The organism is Achromobacter dolens (assembly GCF_902859745.1).
Classification (GTDB): domain Bacteria; phylum Pseudomonadota; class Gammaproteobacteria; order Burkholderiales; family Burkholderiaceae_B; genus Achromobacter; species Achromobacter dolens.
On sequence record NZ_CADIJW010000071.1, the window covers coordinates 1 to 20,760 of the forward strand.

General features: G+C 66.0%; 20 protein-coding genes and 1 pseudogene. 8 read left to right on the forward strand and 13 right to left on the reverse strand.

Annotation, left to right across the window (positions count from 1 at the left end; genetic code table 11):
- From HV783_RS27465 to HV783_RS27500, 8 genes are all read right to left on the reverse strand, one after another.
- Positions 1–225 (reverse strand): FmdB family zinc ribbon protein (locus tag HV783_RS27465; RefSeq protein ID WP_175190246.1); only part of this gene is annotated, 225 nt, incomplete at its 3' end.
- Between the two features lie 244 nt (positions 226–469).
- Positions 470–1,753, reverse strand: a complete 1,284-nt coding sequence (locus HV783_RS27470; RefSeq protein ID WP_054500271.1) for a putative Na+/H+ antiporter — start codon at positions 1,751–1,753, stop codon at positions 470–472.
- Between the two features lie 127 nt (positions 1,754–1,880).
- A complete protein-coding gene (locus HV783_RS27475) occupies positions 1,881–2,777 on the reverse strand; it encodes a DUF6999 family protein (RefSeq protein ID WP_054500270.1) in 897 nt (298 codons plus the stop codon).
- On the reverse strand, positions 2,774–4,705 hold the full coding sequence (locus HV783_RS27480; RefSeq protein WP_054500269.1) for a StlD/DarB family beta-ketosynthase: 1,932 nt from the start codon (positions 4,703–4,705) through the stop codon (positions 2,774–2,776). Before HV783_RS27480 ends, HV783_RS27475 begins: the two co-directional genes overlap by 4 nt.
- A gap of 35 nt (positions 4,706–4,740) precedes the next feature.
- Complete coding sequence (locus HV783_RS27485) at positions 4,741–5,649, reverse strand: fatty acid desaturase (RefSeq protein ID WP_059272856.1); 909 nt, start codon at positions 5,647–5,649, stop codon at positions 4,741–4,743.
- A complete protein-coding gene (locus tag HV783_RS27490) occupies positions 5,633–6,409 on the reverse strand; it encodes a sterol desaturase family protein (RefSeq protein ID WP_054500268.1) in 777 nt (258 codons plus the stop codon). Before HV783_RS27490 ends, HV783_RS27485 begins: the two co-directional genes overlap by 17 nt.
- A gap of 124 nt (positions 6,410–6,533) precedes the next feature.
- On the reverse strand, positions 6,534–7,427 hold the full coding sequence (gene dapA / locus HV783_RS27495; RefSeq protein ID WP_100508936.1) for a 4-hydroxy-tetrahydrodipicolinate synthase: 894 nt from the start codon (positions 7,425–7,427) through the stop codon (positions 6,534–6,536).
- 308 nt (positions 7,428–7,735) lie between these two features.
- Positions 7,736–8,221, reverse strand: coding sequence for a GAF domain-containing protein (locus tag HV783_RS27500; protein ID WP_049077169.1), 486 nt, complete (start codon positions 8,219–8,221; stop codon positions 7,736–7,738).
- A 168-nt stretch (positions 8,222–8,389) separates the two neighbouring features.
- Between HV783_RS27500 and HV783_RS27505 the strand changes: the two genes are divergently transcribed.
- The 5 genes from HV783_RS27505 (at position 8,390) to HV783_RS27525 (ending at position 13,215) form a co-directional block, all read left to right on the forward strand.
- A complete protein-coding gene (locus HV783_RS27505; protein WP_064523985.1) occupies positions 8,390–9,592 on the forward strand; it encodes an aminotransferase-like domain-containing protein in 1,203 nt (400 codons plus the stop codon).
- Between the two features lie 100 nt (positions 9,593–9,692).
- Positions 9,693–10,619, forward strand: coding sequence for a 4-hydroxybenzoate octaprenyltransferase (gene ubiA, locus HV783_RS27510; RefSeq protein ID WP_054500264.1), 927 nt, complete (start codon positions 9,693–9,695; stop codon positions 10,617–10,619).
- 71 nt (positions 10,620–10,690) lie between these two features.
- Positions 10,691–11,101, forward strand: a complete 411-nt coding sequence (locus HV783_RS27515; protein WP_054500263.1) for a DUF1090 domain-containing protein — start codon at positions 10,691–10,693, stop codon at positions 11,099–11,101.
- A 393-nt stretch (positions 11,102–11,494) separates the two neighbouring features.
- Positions 11,495–11,890, forward strand: coding sequence for a DUF4148 domain-containing protein (locus tag HV783_RS27520; protein ID WP_080977534.1), 396 nt, complete (start codon positions 11,495–11,497; stop codon positions 11,888–11,890).
- A 206-nt stretch (positions 11,891–12,096) separates the two neighbouring features.
- On the forward strand, positions 12,097–13,215 hold the full coding sequence (locus HV783_RS27525) for a saccharopine dehydrogenase family protein (protein ID WP_175190247.1): 1,119 nt from the start codon (positions 12,097–12,099) through the stop codon (positions 13,213–13,215).
- Positions 13,216–13,296: 81 nt separating this feature from the next.
- Here HV783_RS27525 and glcC read toward each other — a convergent pair whose 3' ends face one another.
- Positions 13,297–14,055, reverse strand: a complete 759-nt coding sequence (glcC, locus tag HV783_RS27530) for a transcriptional regulator GlcC (protein ID WP_175190248.1) — start codon at positions 14,053–14,055, stop codon at positions 13,297–13,299.
- A gap of 237 nt (positions 14,056–14,292) precedes the next feature.
- Here glcC and HV783_RS27535 point away from each other — a divergent pair, with 237 nt between their 5' ends.
- From HV783_RS27535 to HV783_RS27545, 3 genes are all read left to right on the forward strand, one after another.
- Entirely contained in the window at positions 14,293–16,467 is a 2,175-nt protein-coding gene (locus HV783_RS27535; protein ID WP_054500261.1) for a malate synthase G, read from the forward strand.
- 125 nt (positions 16,468–16,592) lie between these two features.
- Positions 16,593–17,210, forward strand: coding sequence for a TetR/AcrR family transcriptional regulator (locus HV783_RS27540; protein ID WP_175190249.1), 618 nt, complete (start codon positions 16,593–16,595; stop codon positions 17,208–17,210).
- Between the two features lie 310 nt (positions 17,211–17,520).
- A complete protein-coding gene (locus HV783_RS27545; RefSeq protein ID WP_054500259.1) occupies positions 17,521–18,375 on the forward strand; it encodes a cysteine hydrolase family protein in 855 nt (284 codons plus the stop codon).
- Between the two features lie 89 nt (positions 18,376–18,464).
- Here HV783_RS27545 and HV783_RS27550 read toward each other — a convergent pair whose 3' ends face one another.
- From HV783_RS27550 to HV783_RS29680, 4 genes and pseudogenes are all read right to left on the reverse strand, one after another.
- Entirely contained in the window at positions 18,465–19,055 is a 591-nt protein-coding gene (locus HV783_RS27550; protein ID WP_064523974.1) for a TetR/AcrR family transcriptional regulator, read from the reverse strand.
- Positions 19,056–19,185: 130 nt separating this feature from the next.
- A complete protein-coding gene (locus HV783_RS27555) occupies positions 19,186–19,491 on the reverse strand; it encodes a DUF4148 domain-containing protein (RefSeq protein WP_175190250.1) in 306 nt (101 codons plus the stop codon).
- A gap of 80 nt (positions 19,492–19,571) precedes the next feature.
- Positions 19,572–19,877, reverse strand: a complete 306-nt coding sequence (locus HV783_RS27560; RefSeq protein WP_054500256.1) for a DUF4148 domain-containing protein — start codon at positions 19,875–19,877, stop codon at positions 19,572–19,574.
- 770 nt (positions 19,878–20,647) lie between these two features.
- Positions 20,648–20,760: pseudogene (locus HV783_RS29680) on the reverse strand (single-stranded DNA-binding protein); the annotation flags it as partial.

The following is a 20,760-nucleotide window of genomic DNA, read 5'->3' on the forward strand; positions in this document are numbered from 1 at the left end:
CGACGGGGCGCTGGCGCCGGTGGCCTGCTGGCCGCCGCTGCCGTTGCCGCGGAAATCGGTGACGTACCAGCCCGAGCCCTTGAGCTGGAAGCCAGCCGCGGTCACTTGCTTGGAAAACGTGCTCTGGCCACATTCGGGGCAAACCGAAAGCGGCGCGTCGGAAATCTTCTGCAGGACGTCTTTGGCATGGCCGCAGGCGCTGCACTTGTAGGCGTAGATGGGCATCGAGGGCTCCCAGGCGCGGGTCCGGTATATCTATGACCGTCGGCCGGACCTGCGCAAAACCAGGGGCGCGAGGGGTCTTCCAACGGAAGGCCCCGGGGCCGGAACTGGCTTGGACCGGACAACGGCCGGGCACGGCCGGAAAAATACGGGAAAGTCTTGAATTTTAGCGGTTTTTCGTGAAAGGCCGGCGGCGCCCCCACGGCGGGGCGCCCGGGGGCGCCGCCGTGGGGCTCGCCTCACTCCCTCAGACAGGCAACAGGAACATCAGGGCGGCCACCCCCGTCGGCCCCAGCGCCGACAAAAACAGCCGTCCGGACGAGATGCTGCCATCCGGGAAATGATTCTTCAGGATGGCGAAACCGGCCGGATTCGGGGCATTGGCGATCACCGTCAGGCCGCCCCCCGTCACCGCGCCCGCCACCAGCATATAGCGCCAGGCCTCGCTGGTGCCTTCCACCAGCGACCCCAGGTAGGTCAGCGCGGCGTTGTCGGTAATGGCCGTCAGCGCGGTCGCGCCCCAGAACAGCACGAACGGCTCCAGCCCGCCCAACAGGTCCTGCAACCACCATTTCTGCAGGCCGCCCAGCACCACCAGGCCGGCCAGGAAAAAGCCCACCATCAACCCTTCCTTGATCAGCAGGCGGTTCTGGTGGCGCTTGTAGGCCTCGGCAAAGCCGATGAACATCATCAGCAAGCCGAGGAAGATTGCCGGGTGGTGCGCGCTCAGCACCACCGCCACCAGGAACACCAGGTGGATCAGCATCACCAGCGCCGGCACCGGCGGACGGTTGTCCTTGCCCTCCGGGGCGTCGACCCCGCCGCCCGTGCCCACCGAACGCTCCCGCAACGCCTTGCGGCAGATGAAGGTCAAGAGGCCCGCGTTCAGGCACACCGCCACCGCCGCGCGCCAGCCGAAATGCTGCGCCATGAAAGTCGAATCCCAACCGAAGGTGGAGGCCACCATCAGCACCGGCGGCGCCGCGTAGGAGGTCAACACGCCGCCGATCGACACGTTGACGAACAGCACGCCCAGCGTCAGGTACTTGAAGCCGGCGCGGCCGCTGGTGCGGAAATAGGCATCGCGCAGCAGGATCGCCGCCAGCGTCATGGCCGCCGGCTCGGTGATGAACGAACCGCCCAGCGGCACGAGCGACATCACCACGAAGAACGTCGCCAGCTCGCGCTGCAGCGGCAGCACGCGCGCCGTGGCGCGCACCAGCAGACCCACCAGTTCCAGAATCGGCCGGCTGGCCGCCACCACCATGATGGTGAAGACGAACAGCGGCTCGGTGAAGTTGCGGGTGTCCATGTAGCCGATGGCCGCGGACGGCCCCGACAGCGCCGCCATCGCCACGATCAGGGCGAACGCCCACACGCCGAACACCGCCTCGACTTCCGCCAGCAGGTGCCAGAAACCGGCATGCGGCCCGCCGCGATGGGCCAGGCGCGCAAACATGGGAACGGAAAACGTGTGCAGCACCGCCACGACGAACAGGGCGGTGGCGATGATTTCTATGGACTGGGGCATCGAAAGCGCTTCCGGAATGAAGACCCGGGCCGCGCGCACGCGACCCCGAATCGGCGGACAAGGGTCGCACTATAGCGTAGCGGAGGCGGCCCGCCCTACAGGGACAACGCTAGGATTTGCCTACTTTTCAGGCGATCGGCGCGGGCGGTTCGCCGCCCTGCTGCGCGTCGCGCATCTCCATCAGCAGGCTGTGCAGCATTTCGGTCGACAGACCATGCAGCACCAGCCGGTAGCCGGCGCGCAGCGTCGACATGGGCACCAGCGGATGGCTGTTGTTGACCAGGATCAGGTGCTGCGGCGCGCCCAGCAATTTGGCCGCGTAGATGCCGATGGTCTCGTCCAGTTGCAGCGAATTGGCCGCGCGCCAGAAGTCGTTGTCGGTCAGCATCAGTTGATACAGCGGCGTGAACAGCTCGATGGCGCTTTGCAGGTCTAGGAAATTCAGTTTGCCCTGCGGCATGTCCTCAAGCTTCAGATCAGGATCGCGAATCATCGAAAAGTCGACGCGCTCGGGCGCATGCATTTCCACGCCCGCGTCGCGCAACGCCTGGTTCAGCCGGATCACGAAGTTGAACAGGTTCAGGTCGTGCTTGACGAACAGTTCGTCCTTGAGATCGTCGATCTCCATCGGTTCGAGCGGCGTGGTGGTGATGCGCACCGGTGAGTTGGCCGCGATGAACGACAGGATCTGCGCGCCCAGGTGGAAGTGCCGCAGGATCAGCCAGTTGGCCTCGGGCGAGACGAAGCGCTTCAGGCCCCACGCCAGGATGCGATGCAGCAGCCGCGAATGCGACCAGCGGCGCGGCAGGAAGGTCTTGATGATCTGGATCAGGATGATGCAGGCGCGCGCCAGCGGCCGCAGGAACGGCAGCAGGTACTGGCGCGAGCCGCAGCTCGAATCGGTCAGCCAGGCCTTCTTGACCTTGTCCGGCAGCGGCGTGCTGCGGTCCAGGTACAGGGCCAGCCAAGGACTCGGATCGGCGGGATCGTGGCCCTTGGCCAGGAATTCCGGTTCCTTGTTCATGCGGCGTCATCCTCCATCACGTGATGAAACTGCATCAGGTACAGCGCGGCGGTGCGTCGCGCGGTGTCGACGATACGCTGCTCGGCGCGACCGTCCTCGTCGCAGTCCAGCGCCAGCTCCACGGCCGACAGCCAGCGCGCCAGGTGGTTCTCATCGTTGTGGCCATGGTATTCCAGGAAGCGGAAGGCGTCCGGCGGCAGCTTCAGGCTGGCCTTGAGCAGCGGCAGCAGGGCCGGCACGATGCGCTGGCCGGTGCCCTCGATGATGTAGATGGCGCCCAGGAGGCCGATCGGGTCGCGCGTGGCGGCCAGGCTGTGCAGATAGGCGTTGAGCGCCTCGCCGCCGGGGTTGCGGCGCAGCGCATCGATGTTGTCGATGCTGCCGCCGGCCGTGCGGTAGTCCTGAAACAGGATCTGGAAGTCGTTCTGCTCCTCGCCGGCGTGCATGTCGATCAGCGCGGCCAGCGGCTGGTACTGCTCGGTCAGCGAGGCCGCGCCTTCGCGCATCCACTTGCTGCCCTCGCGCACCTGCGGGATCCAGTTCTCCATCCAGTTCAGGTAGTCGGCGGTCTCGAAGCGGCGGTTGCGCAGGCGCCGCACCACCGGCGTGCGCCAGACGCGCGAGCGGTAGTCGTGCCAGATCGCCGCCAGTTCGGTCAGCAACTGGCCCAGGCCCTGCGGCGCCATGTCCGGATCGTGCGGCGGCGCGATGGCGTCGGCATCGGCGCTGTGGGCGTCCTCGCGCCCGGCCGCGGCCGGCGTGGCGCCCACGGCCACCGACGGCGCGGCGTCATGCGCGGCCTCGGCCTCCAGCAGCATGTAGGCCGCCATGAACCGGCCCGACTCGGGGATGTAGCAGAAGATCTGCTCGCCCGGCTTGATCTCGCGCGTTTCCAGGAACTCGGCCAGCATGATCAGGATCGACGCCGCGCCGGTGTTGCCGCGCCAGGCCAGGTTGCTGAACCAGCGCTCGCGCGGGATCACCAGGCCGGCCTTCTCCATCAGGTCCTCGACCACCGGAATGAATTTCTCGGACGAGTAATGGCACAGGAAGTGGTCGACCTGGTCCGGATCGAGCCAGCCGTCGCGCACCAGCTTGGCGTACTCGTGGATGCCGATGTCGAACAGATGCGGCAGCAGGCGGATGTCCTGGCGCAGCGACAGCGCGCCATCGGCCTCGGCCTCGTTCCACGACGGATAATCCAGGTGGCCCTTCTGCCGGTCGGCCGACAGGCCCAGTTGCATGCACACCGGATAGTCGCCCGAGAACGAGCGCTGGTGTACCCACTTCAGGCGTAGCCGCACGCCCTTGGACGCGCCCGGCAACGGCCGGCCGCCGCGTCCCAGCAGCAAGGCGCCGGCGCCATCGGACAGCATCCAGCGCAGGAAATGCGCGTCGAAGTCGGCGTCATAACCACGCGCGGCAAAGCGCGAGCGCTTGAACAGGCGCGACGGCAGCTCTGCCGCGACCGCCAGCGCGCTGGCATGGCCGCCCATCTCGACGCCCTGCGCCGCCACCTGGATCGCCGACACGCCCGCGGCGCAGATGCCGTGCACCGACAGCGTCTCCATCGGATGCGCGGCCAGCTCGCCCTGGATCATGTTGGCAAAGCCCGGCATCAGCGCGTCGCCCCCGGACGAGCCGCTGGTCAGCAGAGACACGTCCGCCAGGTCGCCGTCATTGCGCCGCAGGCAATCGCGGATGGCGTTGGCGGCCAGTTGCGCATTGGTGAAGACGGTGGCGCCCTCGGCATCGATCGCGTAGTAGCGCTGCTTGATGCCGTTCTCGGCCAGGATGCGGCTCTTGATGCGGCTGGACATGCGGTTCAGCGGCGCGATGTAGCTGTCCATGGCCTCGTTGGACACGGGTTCGCCCGGCATGAAATAGCCGGCGCTTTCCAGGTAGACACGATTGAACGCGATAGGCATGGCGGGTCTCTTTTGGCAGGTATGGAGTGGCGGCGCTAGCGCACGTGCTCGGGCGCCATGCACGAGCGGCTGCGAAAGCGCGGCAGGAAGGTGCCCAGCACGAACACGCGGAACATGTACGGCGTCAGGCCGCCCTCGTTCAACGCGGGCGTCACGCGGGCCCGGTAATGGTCGCGATGCAACCGGGTCAGTTCGGACCAGTGCGCGCGCGGATTCTCGTGGTGCGCGGTGTGCAGGCCGATGTTGAACAGCAGCGGATTGACCAGTCCTTCGAAGTTGCGGGCGTAGTTCAACCCTGCCACCGCGCGCGGTCCGCCATCGGCGTGCGCGTGTTGCAGGTAGTTGGTGGCCAGCAGCCAGTGCAGGCCGTGCAGTTGCGGGATGATGACGAACACCAGCGCCTTGACCGGATTGATCGCCAGCAGGCCGCCCCACAGCCCCAGCCAGGCGCCGTACTGGCACATGCAGTAGCGCCACGCGCCCGGCCAGTGCCGGCGCAGCCGTCCCAGCCAGGCGAAGAACAGCGGATACAGCACCCACACCGCCTGCACCGGATGGATCAGATAGCCCCACAGGTGATTCGTATCGCCGCCAAAGCGATAGGTGCGCGCCACGTCGCGCGCGCCATGCTTGTAGCGGTGATGGTTGGCCACGTGCGCCGGGTAGAACACGAAGGTGGGATGCCCCTGCAGCAGCGTGATCCAGAAATCGGTGGCGCGGTTGGCCCAGCGGCCATGCCACATGCGGATGTGCGTGTGGTTGTGGTGGATCACGCCGATGCCCAGCGTCAGGAACAGCATCAGCGCGTACAGCGGCCACCAGAAGCCATGCAGCCACTGCCACGCCGCCAGGGCGGGCAGCGCGGCCAGGTAGGCCAGGCTCTGCCAATCGCGCCTGTTGCGCAGCGCGGGCAGCCGGCGCGTCTTGCTAAGCCCGTCCGCCAAGCGATTCTCGCTGCCGGAAAGCTTCCAGCTGGGGCGCGGCCGCCTCGGCCTTCAGCCGGGTGCGGAACAGGCGGTCCATGAACGTGAACTGGAAACCAAAATTGCCGTTGTAGCAGGCGTGGTGCAGGTGATGCCGGCGGCTCGCCGCAAACCAGTGCGCATACGACACGTTGGGAAAGAAGTCGTAGTTGGCGTGGCCGATGCAGTTGAAGAACAGGCTGAACAGCGGCACCGACGCCAGCGACCAGAAGCTGAAATCATGCAGCACCATCGGCAGCATGATGACGTTGCCCAGCATCAGCGCTTCGATCGGATGGAAGCTGTAGGTCGAGAACGGGGTGGTCACCACCGAGCGGTGGTGCGGCAGGTGGAAACGGCGCAGCAGCTTGGTGTGCAGCAGCCGGTGGTTGATCCAGAAATGCACATCGTTCCAGGCCACCAGCGCCAGGATCTCCAGCGTGATCTTCTGCCAACTGGCGTCGGGGTCCAGGTGCGCCCAACCCAATTGCAGCAGGCCCCACGGGAAGATCATGCCGGTGCCGAACAGCAGGATCGACACGCCCGACTGCGTGAATTCACGGCGCAACTGGCCCGGCGCCAGCGGCCGCGGATCGAGCGGCCGGCCGATGCCCAGCGCCGGCAGGATGTGCTGGGTCAGCAGCCAGGTGGCCGCGCCGAACAGCAGGTAGATGCCGCCGAAGAACAGCAGGCCCGCCAGCATGACCTGCCAGGCGGACAACGCGACAAAAGCTTGGGCCATGAACGTTTTGTTTCACCCCGGAGAATGGCCGCATCATAAGCAATCCGTCAGCGGCGCGGTGAGACATTTATTACCAAATGAATCTGGACGCCACAAAGCTGCCGCTCCCGGGCCGAAGTTGCGCCTATTGGCAGGGAAACTGCCGGTTCAAGCCCGCTACCGCCGCGTCCATGCGCCGTGCCAGTGCCGCGCTCGCGGCCGGCATCGGCTCGCGCAGCTCCGCGCTCAACAGCCCCTGGCGCCCCAGTTGCGCCTTGACCGGCCCCGGATTGGGTTCGGCGAACGCCAGTTGGATCACCGGCGCCAGCGCCTGGAACAGCTTGCGGGCCAGATCCAGTTGCTGCGCCCGCACCGCCTGGTACATGGCCACGAACAGATCGGGCCGGATGTGCGCCGCCGCCGCGATCAGGCCGCTGCCGCCCAGGCACAGCAGCGACAGCGATTGCAGGTCCTCGCCCGCCAGCACGTTCATGTTGCCGTCGGCGATCAGGGCCAGGGTCTTGTCGAGCGAACCGCCGCAATCCTTGATCGCGGCGATGTTCGGATGCGCGGCCAGCGACAGCAATGTCGCGGTCTCCAGCGTTGTGCCTGTGCGATAGGGAATGTCGTACAGCACCAGGGGAAAGCGCGAGGCATCGGCCAGGTTGCGGAAGTAGGCGGCCGCGCCGTCCTGCCCCGGGCGCACGTAGTAGGGCGCCGGCGCCAGGATGCCGGCCAGCGGCCGGGTGCCGAACGCGGCCAGGCGCTGCAGCACGTGCCCCTGGTGATTGCCCGCCAGGCCCATCACCACCGGCATGGCGCCGGCCTCGTTCAGCACGGCGTCCAGCACCGCCAGTTGCTCGGCGTCGTCGAGCGCCGCGGCTTCGCCCGTGCTGCCGCAGACGACCAGGCCGTCGACGCCCGCGGCCTTGAAATGGCGCACCAGGCGGCGCAAGGCCCCGCCATCGACGGCGCCGCCGGAAAACGGCGTCACCAGGGGGATCCAGACGCCTTGGAACGGGGATTGATGAGTTTGCATGAACACTCCTTCGGTGTAAGCGGACCGTGGTTGGACCGTACAGAAGTGCTCGGGATACTAGGGGGTGCGCGCGAAGGCGCCGTGGCGCCGCCGTGAGGCCGCTGTTCCGTCGCCCATCTGACGGAACAGCATGCTCCGGTCAGATGAGCGGCTGTTTTTTGGATTTCAGGCCGGCGCAAACCGTATCCACGCCGAGGGCGCGGAACAGGAAAGCGGACAGGATGGCCTGAGGAATCATGAATGGAATAAAGGGTTGAAACCGGCCGCGAACGACCGATGCGCAAATCTACCGGGCCGCCGCCCCCCTGTCAACGCAGGCTGGCCAGGAAGATCGCGCACAGCGCTTCCATGCCCTGGCGATCGTCTTCGTCGAAACGGTCCGGCACCGGGCTGTCCACGTCCCACACGCCGATCAACTCGCCCTGATGCACCAGCGGCACCACGATCTCGGAACGCGAGGCCGCGTCGCAGGCGATGTGGCCGGGGAACGCGTGCACATCGGGCACCAACTGCGTCTGGCGCTGGCTGGCGGCCGCGCCGCACACGCCGCGATTGAGCGGAATGCGCACGCAGGCCGGCTTGCCCTGGAACGGGCCCAGCACCAGCTCGGTGCCGTCGAACAGGTAGAACCCGACCCAGTTCAGGTCGGGCAGCGCCTGGTAGGCCAGCGCGCTCAGGTTGGCGGCATTGGCGATGCGGTCGTGCTCGCCGTCAAGCAGGGCGCGGGCCTGCTTGGCCAGTTCGGCGTACAGCGCGGCCTTGGAGTCGGCGGTGATCGGGGCGGCTTCAAACATATATCTAAATGTAACTGTACAGGCGATTATCGATGCAAGTGATTTTAGGGGCTGCCCACGATAAAGGGGCCGCCTTGCCACGCTGTGGGACAATAGTTTACGCAGTAACGTCTTTACCGCCCCGTTGTCATCACCCCGTCACTCCCCTTCTTGATTAAGAAGCAAACCATGGACAAGCCTCTCGAACCGACGTTCGCCTTTTCCGAACGCGCCCAGCAACTCACCAGCTCCGCCATCCGCGAGATCCTCAAGGTCACCGAGCGGCCCGAAGTCATTTCGTTCGCAGGCGGCCTGCCGGCGCCCGGCGGCTTCCCGGTAGAAGTGGTGCGTGCGGCATTCGACAAGGTACTGTCCACCAACGGCCGCGCGGCCTTGCAATACGGCCCCACCGAAGGTTACGCGCCGCTGCGCCAATGGGTCGCCGACGACCTGAACCGCGCCGGCGCCAACGTCGCCGCCGACCAGGTCCTGATCGTGTCCGGCTCGCAGCAGGCGCTGGACCTGCTGGGCAAGGTGCTGGTCGACAAGGACAGCAAGGTGCTGGTCGAAGACCCCAGCTACCTGGGCGCCCTGCAATCGTTCAGCCTGTACCAGCCCAAGTACGTGCCGGTGCCCACCGATGACGGCGGCCTGATTCCCGAGGCCATCACCCCCGAGCTGGCCGCCGGCGCCCGCTTCCTGTACGCGCTGCCCAACTTCCAGAACCCCACCGGCCGCACCCTCAGCCTGGAACGCCGCATCGCGCTGGTCAAGCGCGCCGCCGAGCTCGGCCTGACCATCATCGAGGACGATCCCTACGGTGAACTGCGCTACGCCGGCGAACCCCAACCGGGCCTGATCGCGCTGGCCGCCGAGTACGGCGCCAACGTCGTGCGCCTGGGCACGTTCTCCAAGGTGCTGGCTCCCGGCCTGCGCCTGGGGTACATCGCCGCCGCCCGTCCGCTGATCCACAAGCTGGTGCAGGCCAAGCAGGCCACCGACCTGCACACGCCCACGCTGACCCAGATGGCCGTGTACGAGATCGTCAAGGACGGCTTCCTCGAAGAGCACCTGCCCAACGTGCGCGAGATCTACCGCGCCCAGGGCAGTTGCATGCTGGACGCCATCGCCCGCGAATTCCCCGCCACCGTCAGTTGGACCAAGCCCGAAGGCGGCATGTTCATCTGGGTGACGCTGCCCGAGCACATCGACAGCACCAAGCTGCTGGAAAAGGCGATCGCCCAGAACGTCGCGTTCGTGCCGGGCGCGCCGTTCTACAGCGGCGCCGGCCGCGCCAACACGCTGCGCCTGAGCTTCGCCACGGTGCCGGAAGACAAGATCCGCACCGGCATCGCCATCCTGGGCAAGCTGCTCAAGGAATACACGGCCTGAAAACCGGGTCCTGACCACGCTTGACGGTCCCACGGCCGGGCGCGATGCCCGGCCGTTGTTTTATGCTGTCGGCTTTCCTCCCTTTTCTTTCGCCGTGACAGTGAGCGCTCCGCAATCCTCTCCCGTCGACCTCAGCGACATCGTTTTCACCGACTGGGTCGAACGTTGGCTGCCCAAATCGTGGCGGCCCTACGCCCGCCTGTGCCGGCTCGATCGCCCCATCGGCACCTGGCTGACACTGCTGCCCTGTATCGCCGCGCTGGTCCAGGCCGCTGGCGGCCTGCCCGACCTGCAACGCCTGGTGGTGTTCTCGCTGGGCGCGCTGCTGATGCGCGGCATCGGCTGCACCGTCAATGACATGTGCGATCGCAACTTCGACAAGCACGTCGAACGCACCCGCTTCCGTCCGCTGACCAGCGGGCAGCTCAGCATGCGTAATGCAGTCTGGTTTTTATTGGGCCAATTGGTGGTCTGCGGATCGCTTTTGTTCTTCCTGAATGGCATGAGCCGCTGGCTCGCCGTGGCCGTCCTGCCGTTCGTTTTCATCTATCCCCTGTGCAAGCGCGTGACCTACTGGCCGCAGGTAGTGCTGGGCATCTGCTTCAACTGGGGCATGCTGATGGCGTGGTCGGATACGCAGAACCATGTGCCCCTGGCGGCCATCGCGATGTGGTTCGGCGCGGTGCTGTGGCAGGTGGGTTACGACAGCATCTATGCCTACGTCGATGTGCGCGATGACCGCAGCCTGGGCCTGCATTCCACGGCCATGCGCTTCGGCGACCAGGGCAAGTTATGGATCGGCGGCTTCTATCTTGGCACCGTGATTTTGTGGGCCTGGGGCGGCTATGCCATCGGCATGTCGTGGGCCTATTACGTCGGCATGGCGGCGATCGCCGTGCACCTGGCGTGGCAGTTGAAAGTGTTCGACATCCAGCGCCCCGACCGCAATTTCATGCTGTTCCGCGCCAACCTCTGGCTGGGCGCGATGCTGGTCGCGGCGGCGCTCGCGGGCACCCTGATCGGCTGATCCGGCGCATTGCGGATGCCCCACGCTTAAGGGATGATGCCCGCTCCGAGACGTGTTTTACGGAGACCCGCATGTCCGCTTTGACCAAAACCTTGCTGGCCGCCACCGCGGCCAGCGCGTTGTCCGGCCTGCTGCCGGCATACGCCTACGACCACGCCGAATGCTCGGCGCAACGCGGCTGCGCCGCCAAGATCTGCCACCTCGAACGCGAGCTCAGCTACGCACGCGCTCACAACAACTCGCATCGCGTCGCGGGCCTGCAGAGAGCGCTGGCAGAAACCAAAGCGCATTGCACCGACAGTCGCCTGGAGGCCGAGCGCGAGGCCGACGTACGCGACAAGCAGGCCAAGGTGGCCGAGCGTGAGGACGAGCTGAAGGCCGCACGCGCCAAGGGCAAGGAGGAAAAGATCCTCAAGGCCCAGCGCAAGCTGGATGAGGCGCGCGCCGAATACGACGCCGCGCTGGCCGATTTGAACCGCTGATCCCTCGCCCCCTGGCCCCCCTGGGCCTAGTCCCGGGGGCGCGCCCTCTTTCCCCCCGCTTGCGCCACGCGGGGGCTCTCGTTATTGCCTGTTCCAGGCACGCCTGACGCGCCCGCGAACGCCCCATTGGGCGGTCCAGGCGCGCGGCTCCACGCCGATCTCCCCCGTCGACCACTACCTATTGCGTCATCAAATGGAAATATCGCCACCTATGGTGCCATTTGGTAAGTTCCCGCCTGATTAGTATTCATTTTGGAAAGATGTTTTCAGGTAATAAGGGTTTATCCCAAGGTAATTTGAGCCGAGAATGCATCTCATCGGGACACAGCAAGCGACCCCCGGCAATCAGGCCAGAGGATCGGATCCCAAGCTCAAGACATATGGAGGTCTGCTATGAAAACCCTTGCTACCGCTTTGATGCTGTCCATGTCCGTTCTGGCCGCCGCTGGCGCCCAAGCCGCTGAAGCCGACCAAGGCCCGACGCGCGCCCAGGTTCAAGCCGAACTGCAACAAGCCAAGGTTTCCGGCCAGTACACCTTCGGCGAAGAAGGCTACCCCGCCGCCATCGCCCAAAAGTCCAGCCTGACCTCGCAGCAAGTGCAGGAGCAACTGGCCCAGGCCAAGAACGCTGGTGAAGTCACCTTCGGCAACATGGACTACCCGCCCGTCGCCCACGCCGCCAGCACCACGTCGCTGAGCCGCAGCCAGGTCCAGACCGAACTGGCCCAAGCCAAGGCGGAAGGCCTGGTCACCTTCGGCAACATGGACTACCCCCCCATGGGCAGCTGATTGCACGGCCTGGCTTCCAGGCCCTGGCAATCGCCCCCCAAAAGCCCTCCGGCCTCACCCGGGGGGCTTTTCTTTTGACGTTTCGATCGGCTATTAAGTCATAACGACGTTACTGATAGCCGTTTCGACGCTTTGGCATCTACAAATCGACAGCGCCCGCGCATAGGATGAGGCCAACCCATCCCCCTCTATGCAGGAGCCGCACCATGTCCCCCTCCCCCAAGCCCATCCTCCTCCTGGGCGCCGGCAAGATCGGTTTCGCCATCGCCCTGATGCTCGAGCGCAGCGGCGACTATTCGGTCCTGGTGGCCGACCAGGATCCGGCGCGGCTGCGCGCTGTCGCGGAACTGGGTTGCGAGACGCGCCAGATCAGCGACGACGCCTCGCTGGCCCGCTGCCTCGAGGGCCGCTACGCGGTCGTCAACGCCCTGCCGTTCCATCGCGCCATCGCGGTCGCGCAACTGTGCAGTCAGGCCGGCGTGCACTATTTCGACCTGACCGAAGATGTCGCCAGCACCCATGCCATCCAGGCGCTGGCCGGCGACGCCCGCGCGGTGCTGATGCCGCAATGCGGCCTGGCGCCGGGCTTCATCGGCATCGTCGGCCATGCGCTGGCGCGGCGCTTCGACACCTTGCTGGACCTGCGCATGCGCGTGGGCGCGTTGCCGCGCTACCCGTCCAACAGTCTGCGCTACAACCTGACCTGGAGCACGGAAGGGTTGATCAATGAATACTGCAATCCGTGCGAGGCCATCGTCGACGGCCAACTCACCAGCGTGCCTGCGCTTGAAGGCTACGAGACCTTCGCGCTCGACGGGGTCGAGTACGAGGCCTTCAACACTTCGGGCGGCCTGGGCACGTTGCCCGCGACCCTGCTGGGACGCGCCCGCAACGTGGACTACAAGTCGGTGCGCTACCCCGGGCACTGCAACCTGATGAAGCTGCTGCTGAACGATCTGCGCCTGCGCGATCGCCGCGACCTGCTCAAGGATATCTTCGAGACCGCGATTCCCACCACCGAACAGGACGTCATCGTCATCCAGGCGCAGGCCTCGGGTCACCGCCACGGCCGGCTGGAAGAAGAGTCCTACCCCATACGCGTGTTCGGCGCCGACGTCGACGGCCACCGGCTCAGCGCCATCCAGTTATCGACGGCGGCAGGCATCTGCGCGGCGCTGGATCTCGTCGCCCAGGGGGTGCTGCCGCAGCGCGGCTTCGTGGGCCAGGAACAGATCCCGCTCGAGGCTCTGCTGGCCAACCGCTTTGGCCGCGTTTATGCCGGCAAGCCACTGGCCCTGGCCGGCGCCGTGACCGAAGACCGCTGAATCTGGCGGCACGCCGCGGCGCGCGCGGCTTCATCGCGCAGCGGGCCGGTCATCGGCCCGCGCGGGTCCGCGCTGCGGCGTTCAGGTCCACCCTTCCAGGCGCAGCGTGGCCCGCACCAGGCGTTGCTCTTCCTGTTCGATCTCGGCCAGGTTCTGCCGCACGCTGTCGACGTGCTCGGCCGCGGCGCGGCGCGCCTGCTCCGGCTGGCGGCCGATCACGGCATTGAAGAGCCGCGCGTGCTGCTTGTCGATCTGGCGCTTTTCGGGCTCGCGGTGGTAAAGGTTGTTCACACAGGCGAACACCGAACCGAGCATCAGGTCGTTGAGCGACTGCAGCGTGTGCACCAGTACCGGGTTGTGCGAGGCCTCGCAGATCGCCAGGTGAAAGGCGTGGTCCAGGTGCGCGTGCGTGGCGGTATCCGCGGCCTGCGTGTTGACCATGTCATCGTAGCGACGGCGGATCATGATGAAGTCGGCCTCGGTGCCGCGCAACGCCGCCAGCCGCGCCGAATCCGCCTCCAGCAGTGAGCGCACTTCCAGCAGGTCATACAGGGTGCGCGGCTGCGAATTGAACAGATGCATCAGCGGCCCCGCGTCCACCTTGGAAATGCGGGCCACGAACGAGCCTTTGCCCTGCGAGGTATGGATGATCTCGCGCGCGCGCAGCAGCTTGAGCCCTTCGCGCAGCGCGGTGCGAGACACGCCCAGTTTTTCCGTCAGGCGCCGTTCCGATGGCAAGGCTTGGCCCGCTTTCAGGACGCCGTCCAGGATCAGGCGCTCGATGCGCTCGGCCACCTCGTCCGCCACCTGGCGGGGTTTCGCTTCAGTTTCCGCATGCATTGCGTTTTCCGGACCAGTGGTATGACCATGCCACAGCCATCATTGATCCGTCGCTCCCGGCTTTTGTAAGTTACTGATATAGAACCATAAAAAAACGATGTTTGCCGAACCGCCGCCAAATAAACTGGTATGACCAGCGGTTTTTGATATGGACTTTGGGTCAGGTGCGAACGATGATGTCAGGACCGATTCGCCCGGCGCCCGCGCCGCCCAGACCTACTACCGTCAGAGATCCGCATGACTCAACGCACCCAGCACCACGGCCTGCAAGTGGCGGCCAATCTCAGCCAGTTCATCGAAAAGGAAGCGTTGCCCGGCTCCGGGCTGGACGTCGACGCGTTCTGGAAGGGATTCTCGGCCCTGGTGCATGACCTGGCGCCCAAGAACCGCGCCCTGCTGGCCGAACGCGACCGCCTGCAGGCCGAACTCGACGCCTGGCATCGCGCCCATCCTGGCCCGATCGTCGATCCGGCCGCCTACCGCCAGTTCCTGGAAGGCATCGGCTACCTGCTGCCGCAGCCGGCCTCCGTGCGCGCCACCACCGACAATGTCGATACCGAAATCTCGCAGCAGGCCGGCCCGCAATTGGTCGTGCCGATGTCCAATTCGCGCTACGCGCTGAACGCGGCCAACGCGCGCTGGGGCAGCCTGTACGACGCGCTCTACGGCACCGACGCGATTCCCGCCACGCCGGGCGACAACGGCGCCGGCTACAACCCCGAGCGCGGCCGCGCGGTCATCGCCCGCGCTCGCCAGTTCCTCGACACCGCCGCGCCATTGGCACAAGGCTCGCACGCGGAGGCCCGCGGCTACTCGGTCGAGAACGGCCAGTTGAAGATTGCGCTGTCGAACGGCGCCACCACGCTCAAGACGCCGAGCCAGTTCACGGGCTACCAGGGCGACGCCGGCGCGCCCACGGCCATCCTGCTCAAGAACCACGGCCTGCATTTCGAAATCCAGATCGATCGCGCCCACAGCATCGGCGCCACCGACGCCGCCGGCGTCAAGGATGTGTTGGTTGAGGCCGCGCTGACCACCATCATGGACTGCGAGGACTCGGTCGCCGCGGTCGACGCCGAAGACAAGGTCCACATCTATCGCAACTGGCTGGGCCTGATGAAGGGCGACCTGACCGAGGAGGTCACCAAAGGCGGCAAGACCTTCACCCGCAAGCTCAACGCCGATCGCCAATACACGCGTCCGGACGGCTCGGCGCTGACGCTGCATGGCCGCTCGCTGATGTTCGTGCGCAACGTCGGCCACCTCATGACCAACCCAGCGGTGCTGGACCGCGACGGCCAGGAGATCCCCGAGGGCATCCTCGACGCCGTGGTCACCAGCCTGGCGGCGCTGCAGGATCGCGAGCGCAAGCTCAACTCGCGCACCGGCTCGGTCTACATCGTCAAGCCCAAGATGCACGGCCCGGTCGAGGCTGCGTTCGCCAGCGAGCTGTTCGATCGCGTCGAGGACCTGCTGGGCCTGCCGCGCAACACCCTGAAAATGGGCATCATGGATGAAGAGCGCCGCACCAGCATCAATCTGAAGGCCTGCATCCAGGCTGCGGCGTCGCGCGTGGCGTTCATCAACACCGGCTTCCTCGACCGCACCGGCGACGAGATGCATTCCAGCATGGAAGCCGGCCCCATGCTGCGCAAGGGCGACATGAAGTCCACCGCCTGGATCACCGCCTACGAGCGCAACAACGTGCTGGTCGGCCTGGACGCCGGCCTGCGCGGCCGCGCGCAGATCGGCAAGGGCATGTGGGCCATGCCCGACCTGATGGCCGCCATGCTCGAACAGAAGATCGCCCATCCCAAGGCCGGCGCCAATACCGCCTGGGTGCCGTCGCCCACGGCCGCCACGCTGCACGCGCTGCACTACCACCAGGTGGACGTGCAGGCGGTCCAGCAGGAACTGGAACGCACCAGGCTCGACAGCGTGCGCGACGAACTGCTGGCCGGCCTGCTGACGGTGCCGGTGGGCGACCGCGCCAAATGGTCCGCCGCCGACATCCAGCAGGAACTGGACAACAACGTGCAGGGCATCCTGGGCTACGTGGTCCGCTGGATCGACCAGGGCGTGGGCTGCTCCAAGGTGCCAGACATCCACAACGTCGGCCTGATGGAAGACCGCGCCACGCTGCGTATTTCGAGCCAGCACATCGCCAACTGGCTGCGCCACGGGGTGACCAACCGGGAGCAGGTCATGGAGACTTTCCAGCGCATGGCCAAGGTGGTGGACGGCCAGAACGCCGGCGATCCCCATTACCTGCCGATGGCCGGCAATTTCGATGGCTCGCTGGCGTTCAAGGCGGCGTGCGCGCTGGTCTTCGAAGGCCTGACCCAGCCCAACGGCTACACCGAGCCGTTGCTGCACAAGTTCCGCCTGGAATTCAAGGCCGCGCAGGCCTGAGTCGAGCGCCCCACCGGGCGCAACACCCGAACGGCGGGCAGCCCAGGCTGCCCGCTTTTTTTGGCGCCGCCCCGACCCGGCGCGATAAACGCGCATTTTTCGCACAGTCGTGCTAAATTTGCGCCATGACTGCCAAGACCGAAAAAAGCGAGCTGACCTTCGCGGCCATCGTGGACGCGGCCCTCGACATGGCCGCCGCCCAGGGGCTGGAGAGCCTGTCGCTCGGTCAGTTGGCCAAGCGCCTGGGCATCAGCAAGAGCGGCGTTTTCTCGCGGGTGGGATCGCGCGAGGCCCTGCAGCAGGCCGTGCTCGAGGAATACGACCGCCGTTTCGTGGCGGCCGTCTTCACGCCCGCCATGTCCCAACCCCGCGGCCTGCCGCGGCTGAACGCGCTCGTCACGCTATGGATCGATCGCGCCTGCAATGTCGAGTTGCTGACCGGCTGCATCTACGTGGCGGGCGCTTTCGAGTTCGACGACGTCGAGTCGCCCTTGCGAGCGGTGCTGGAAGAGCGCCTCCGGCGCTGGCGCGCCACCATGGTGCGCACGGTCGGCCAGGCGTTGGAAGAAGGCCACTTGCGGCCGGACACCGATCCGGAACAACTGGTGTTCGAGGTATACAGCCTGATGATCGGGCTGATGCATGACGCCCGTTTCCTGCGCGATCCACGCGCCCGTGAACGGGTGCGGGACGCCTATGAGCGGCTGATTTCCACATATCGCAGCTTCAAGTACATCGCGTAGCCGTTGCAACGGACGCCGGCATGGGCCGGTATTTTTTCGGCTAATTTCGCACGATCGTGCTATTTTTGAAAAAGGGAACGAAGTCATGGTCTTATACATCGGTGGGGCCGTCTTCATTGCGGCGCTGGCGCGTCTCTGGCTGATGTGGCGCGCCCTCCTGCGCCAGTTACCAGACCAGCCGCAGCATCTGGTGCTGTTCTAGGCGCGCCCATCGGCGGGCTGGCCGGCTTGCGGGGCGGACCGGCGCGTGGCGCTCGCCCGCGGCGCGCATCCCGGTCTATATTTCACCTTCACTCCCCGTCACTGCCCCATGTCGCGCTCCGTTCACCTACTGATCATCGATCCGCAGAACGATTTCTGCGACCTCCCCGCGCAATACCTGCCCGTCGATCCGCTGACGAGCCAGGCAGTCGCGCCCGCGCTGCCTGTGCCGGGCGCACATGCCGACATGCAACGGCTGGCGCGCTTCATCGACGCCACCGCGCCCGCGCTGTCGGCCATCACCGTCACGCTGGATTCGCACCATCGGCTCGACATCGCCCATCCGACCTTCTGGCGTAGCGGCGATGGCCGGCCGGTGGCGCCCTTCACCCCCATCACCGCCGGCCAGGTGCGCTCGGGCGCCTTCGAGCCCCGCCACGTCGACGACCTGCCGCGGACACTGTCGTATCTGGATGAACTGGAGGCGCGCGGCCGCTACACGCTGATGGTCTGGCCGGTGCACTGCGAGATCGGCACGTGGGGCCACAACGTCCATCCGGACGTGCGCGCCGCCTATGGCCGCTGGGAGGACGAACGCCAATACATCGTGCGCAAGGTTCCCAAGGGCGCCAATCCGTGGACCGAGCACTACAGCGCACTGATGGCCGAGGTGCCGGATGCCGACGACCCGCGCAGCCAGCTCAACCGCAAGCTGCTCGATTCGCTGGACCGTTCCGACCTCATCATCGTCGCGGGCGTGGCCGGCAGCCATTGCGTCAAGGCCACGGTCGAACACATCGCCGAGCACCTGCCCGGCGGCAACCTGTCGCGCGTGGTGCTGCTGACCGACTGCATCAGCCCGGTCACGGGCTTCGCGGATGCGCAATCCGGGTTCCTGCAGCGCATGCGCGACCTCGGCATGCAGGCGCGCAGCAGCGTGGACATGGCGCGCGCTCTGGCTTGAGGCCAGCGACGCCGCAAACCGCGGCGATCAAATGACAACGGCCGCACGCGTGCGCGTTGCGGCCGTGTGGCGATGGCAAAGCCGGTGAATCAGGCGGCGGGCTTGTCCTGGCACTCGACGTACAGGGCGCTGATCGCCTCGCACAGGGCCGGCGGCGCCTGGAACAGGCGTGCAACCAGCATGCAGCCCTGCACCGTGGCGAAGACCGCCCGGCCGGCCGCTTCAGCGGTGCCCGAGAATTTCAGGGTGCCTTCTTGGGCGCCTTGCGCCAATACCCGGGTCAACCAGGCTTCGTGCGCACGGAAGAATCCCTGCAGCGCGCCGCGTACGCGGTCGGGCAGGCTCATCATTTCGGCGGCCAGCATGCCGCCCAGGCACAGTTCGCCGTGGCCGCAGGCCTTCGACTCCATCATCGACAGATAGGCGTCGAGTTGGGCGTGGGCCGGCTGCGCGGTGTCGATGCTGCGCACCGACGCCAGGGCGCGGGCGCTGTAGGCTTCAACGGCCTCGTAGAGCAGGTCGTCCTTGCCAGGAAAGTAGTAGTGGATGCTGGACGTCTTCACGCCCACATGCTCGGCCAGATCGCGATAACTGAAGCCGTTGCAACCGCGGGTACGGATCAGCTTCTCGGCGTGGGCCAGGAGCTGGTCGCGGGTGGTGTTGGGGGTCGGAGTGTCCATGGCTGAATATTACCTACTAATAGGTCGGTTCGTCATCGGCGGTATCCCTAGGCGCAGATCCGATGCAACCGTGCGAACCCCGGCCGGGAATGATCCCGCCCCCCGAGGTTCGCAGTGGCCGTCATCGAACTCAGCCTTGCACGGGCGGGTAGTCCAGCTCGCCGCTTTCGGTCAGGCCTTGGGCGCGGGCGGCGGCCAGCTCCTGCTTCACCTGGGCGCGGCTCTTGTCGCCGGCGTTGGCGAAGGCGGTGGCGGCGTAGCCTTCTTCACCGCTGGTCAGTTCGCCGTTGGCACGGGCGGCGGCCAGTTCTTGCTGCACCTGGACTCGGGTCACCGTGCTTTGGGTGTCCGCGGCGGGCGGATAGTCCAGCTCACCGGCATGGGCGGCGCCCAGGAACGAGGCGGTGAGAATCAGGGCGGATACGAGGGTCTTCATGGTGGATCTCCGGAAAAAGGATTGGGTACTACAGTGCGGGAAAGCTATCTATGTATAGATAGGCATGTGGTCGAAAAAAATCAGCCTTGAACGGGCGGGTAATCCAGTTCGCCGCTGTCGGTCAGGCCTTGAGCGCGGGCGGCGGCCAGTTCCTGCTTCACCTGGGCACGGCTCTTGTCACCGGCGCTGGCGAACGTAGTCGCGGCATAGCCTTCTTCGGTCGTCGCCAGTTCACCGTTGGCGCGGGCGGCAGCCAGTTCTTGCTGCACCTGGGCGCGCGTCACCGTGCTTTGGGTGTTCAGGGCGGGCGGGTAGTCCAGTTCGCCGGCTTGGGCGGCGCCGATGAAGGAAGCGGACAGGATCAGGGCGGATACGAGGGTCTTCATGATGATCTCCAGATAACGATGATGAGGATGTTTCGTTTAAACTATCTACCTATAGGTAGACAACACGGCAAATAGAAAAGGGGTGCTACTGTATTTCTGGTTTGGGGCGGCGCGGCGGTGTTGCTGGGTGCTGCGTCGATGGATGAATCTTACCTACTACTAGATAGATAGCGCAAGAGGCTTTTATGAAACTAAATATTTCATTCTGCCTAGCTGCGCTTTTCCTCCTCATGCCCTCCTAAGCCCTCTCTTCCCCTTCGGCCGCTCCGTCACCGTGGCATGCCTCGCGGGTGCCCCAGCCCCAGATGGGGAACATCAAGCCGCTGCAGCGAGGTCGGAATGCGCCCTTTCGCCCCCTTGTTGAAAAGCTGTGGAAAAGCCCCGAATCACGGTGCACAAGCTGTGTATATGCTGTGTGCAGCCTGGAGCCGGCAAGCCCCCTCTGTTGCCTGCAGATCGAGTCTACGCGCGGCTTGCGTGCCGGTGGGGAAGTCCGGATCCGAAATCCTGCGGGTTGATCTGCCGTCACGCCGGCCCGGGCAGGCAAGGGACCTGCCTGGCAGACCCTGTGAACAAACGGTGGACAAGGCCCGAAAACCAGTGGGCAAGCTGTTGAAATGCTGTGCACAGCCTGTGGATAGATAGCGAGATTTCCCTGGAAAAACAGCGGCTCCCGCAGCAGCGCGGCCGTGGCGGCGCCCAAACGGCACAAAGCCCGGCAAGCGCAAGGCTTGCCGGGCTTTGTTCGTGAACCGTCGCGGAAGACGCGATCAGAACGGAATATCGTCGTCCATGTCGGCCAGGTTGGCGCCGCCGCCGGCGGGCGCTGCCTGGGGCGCGGGACGCTGCTGCGGCGCCGGGCGCTGTGCCGGGGCGCGCTGCT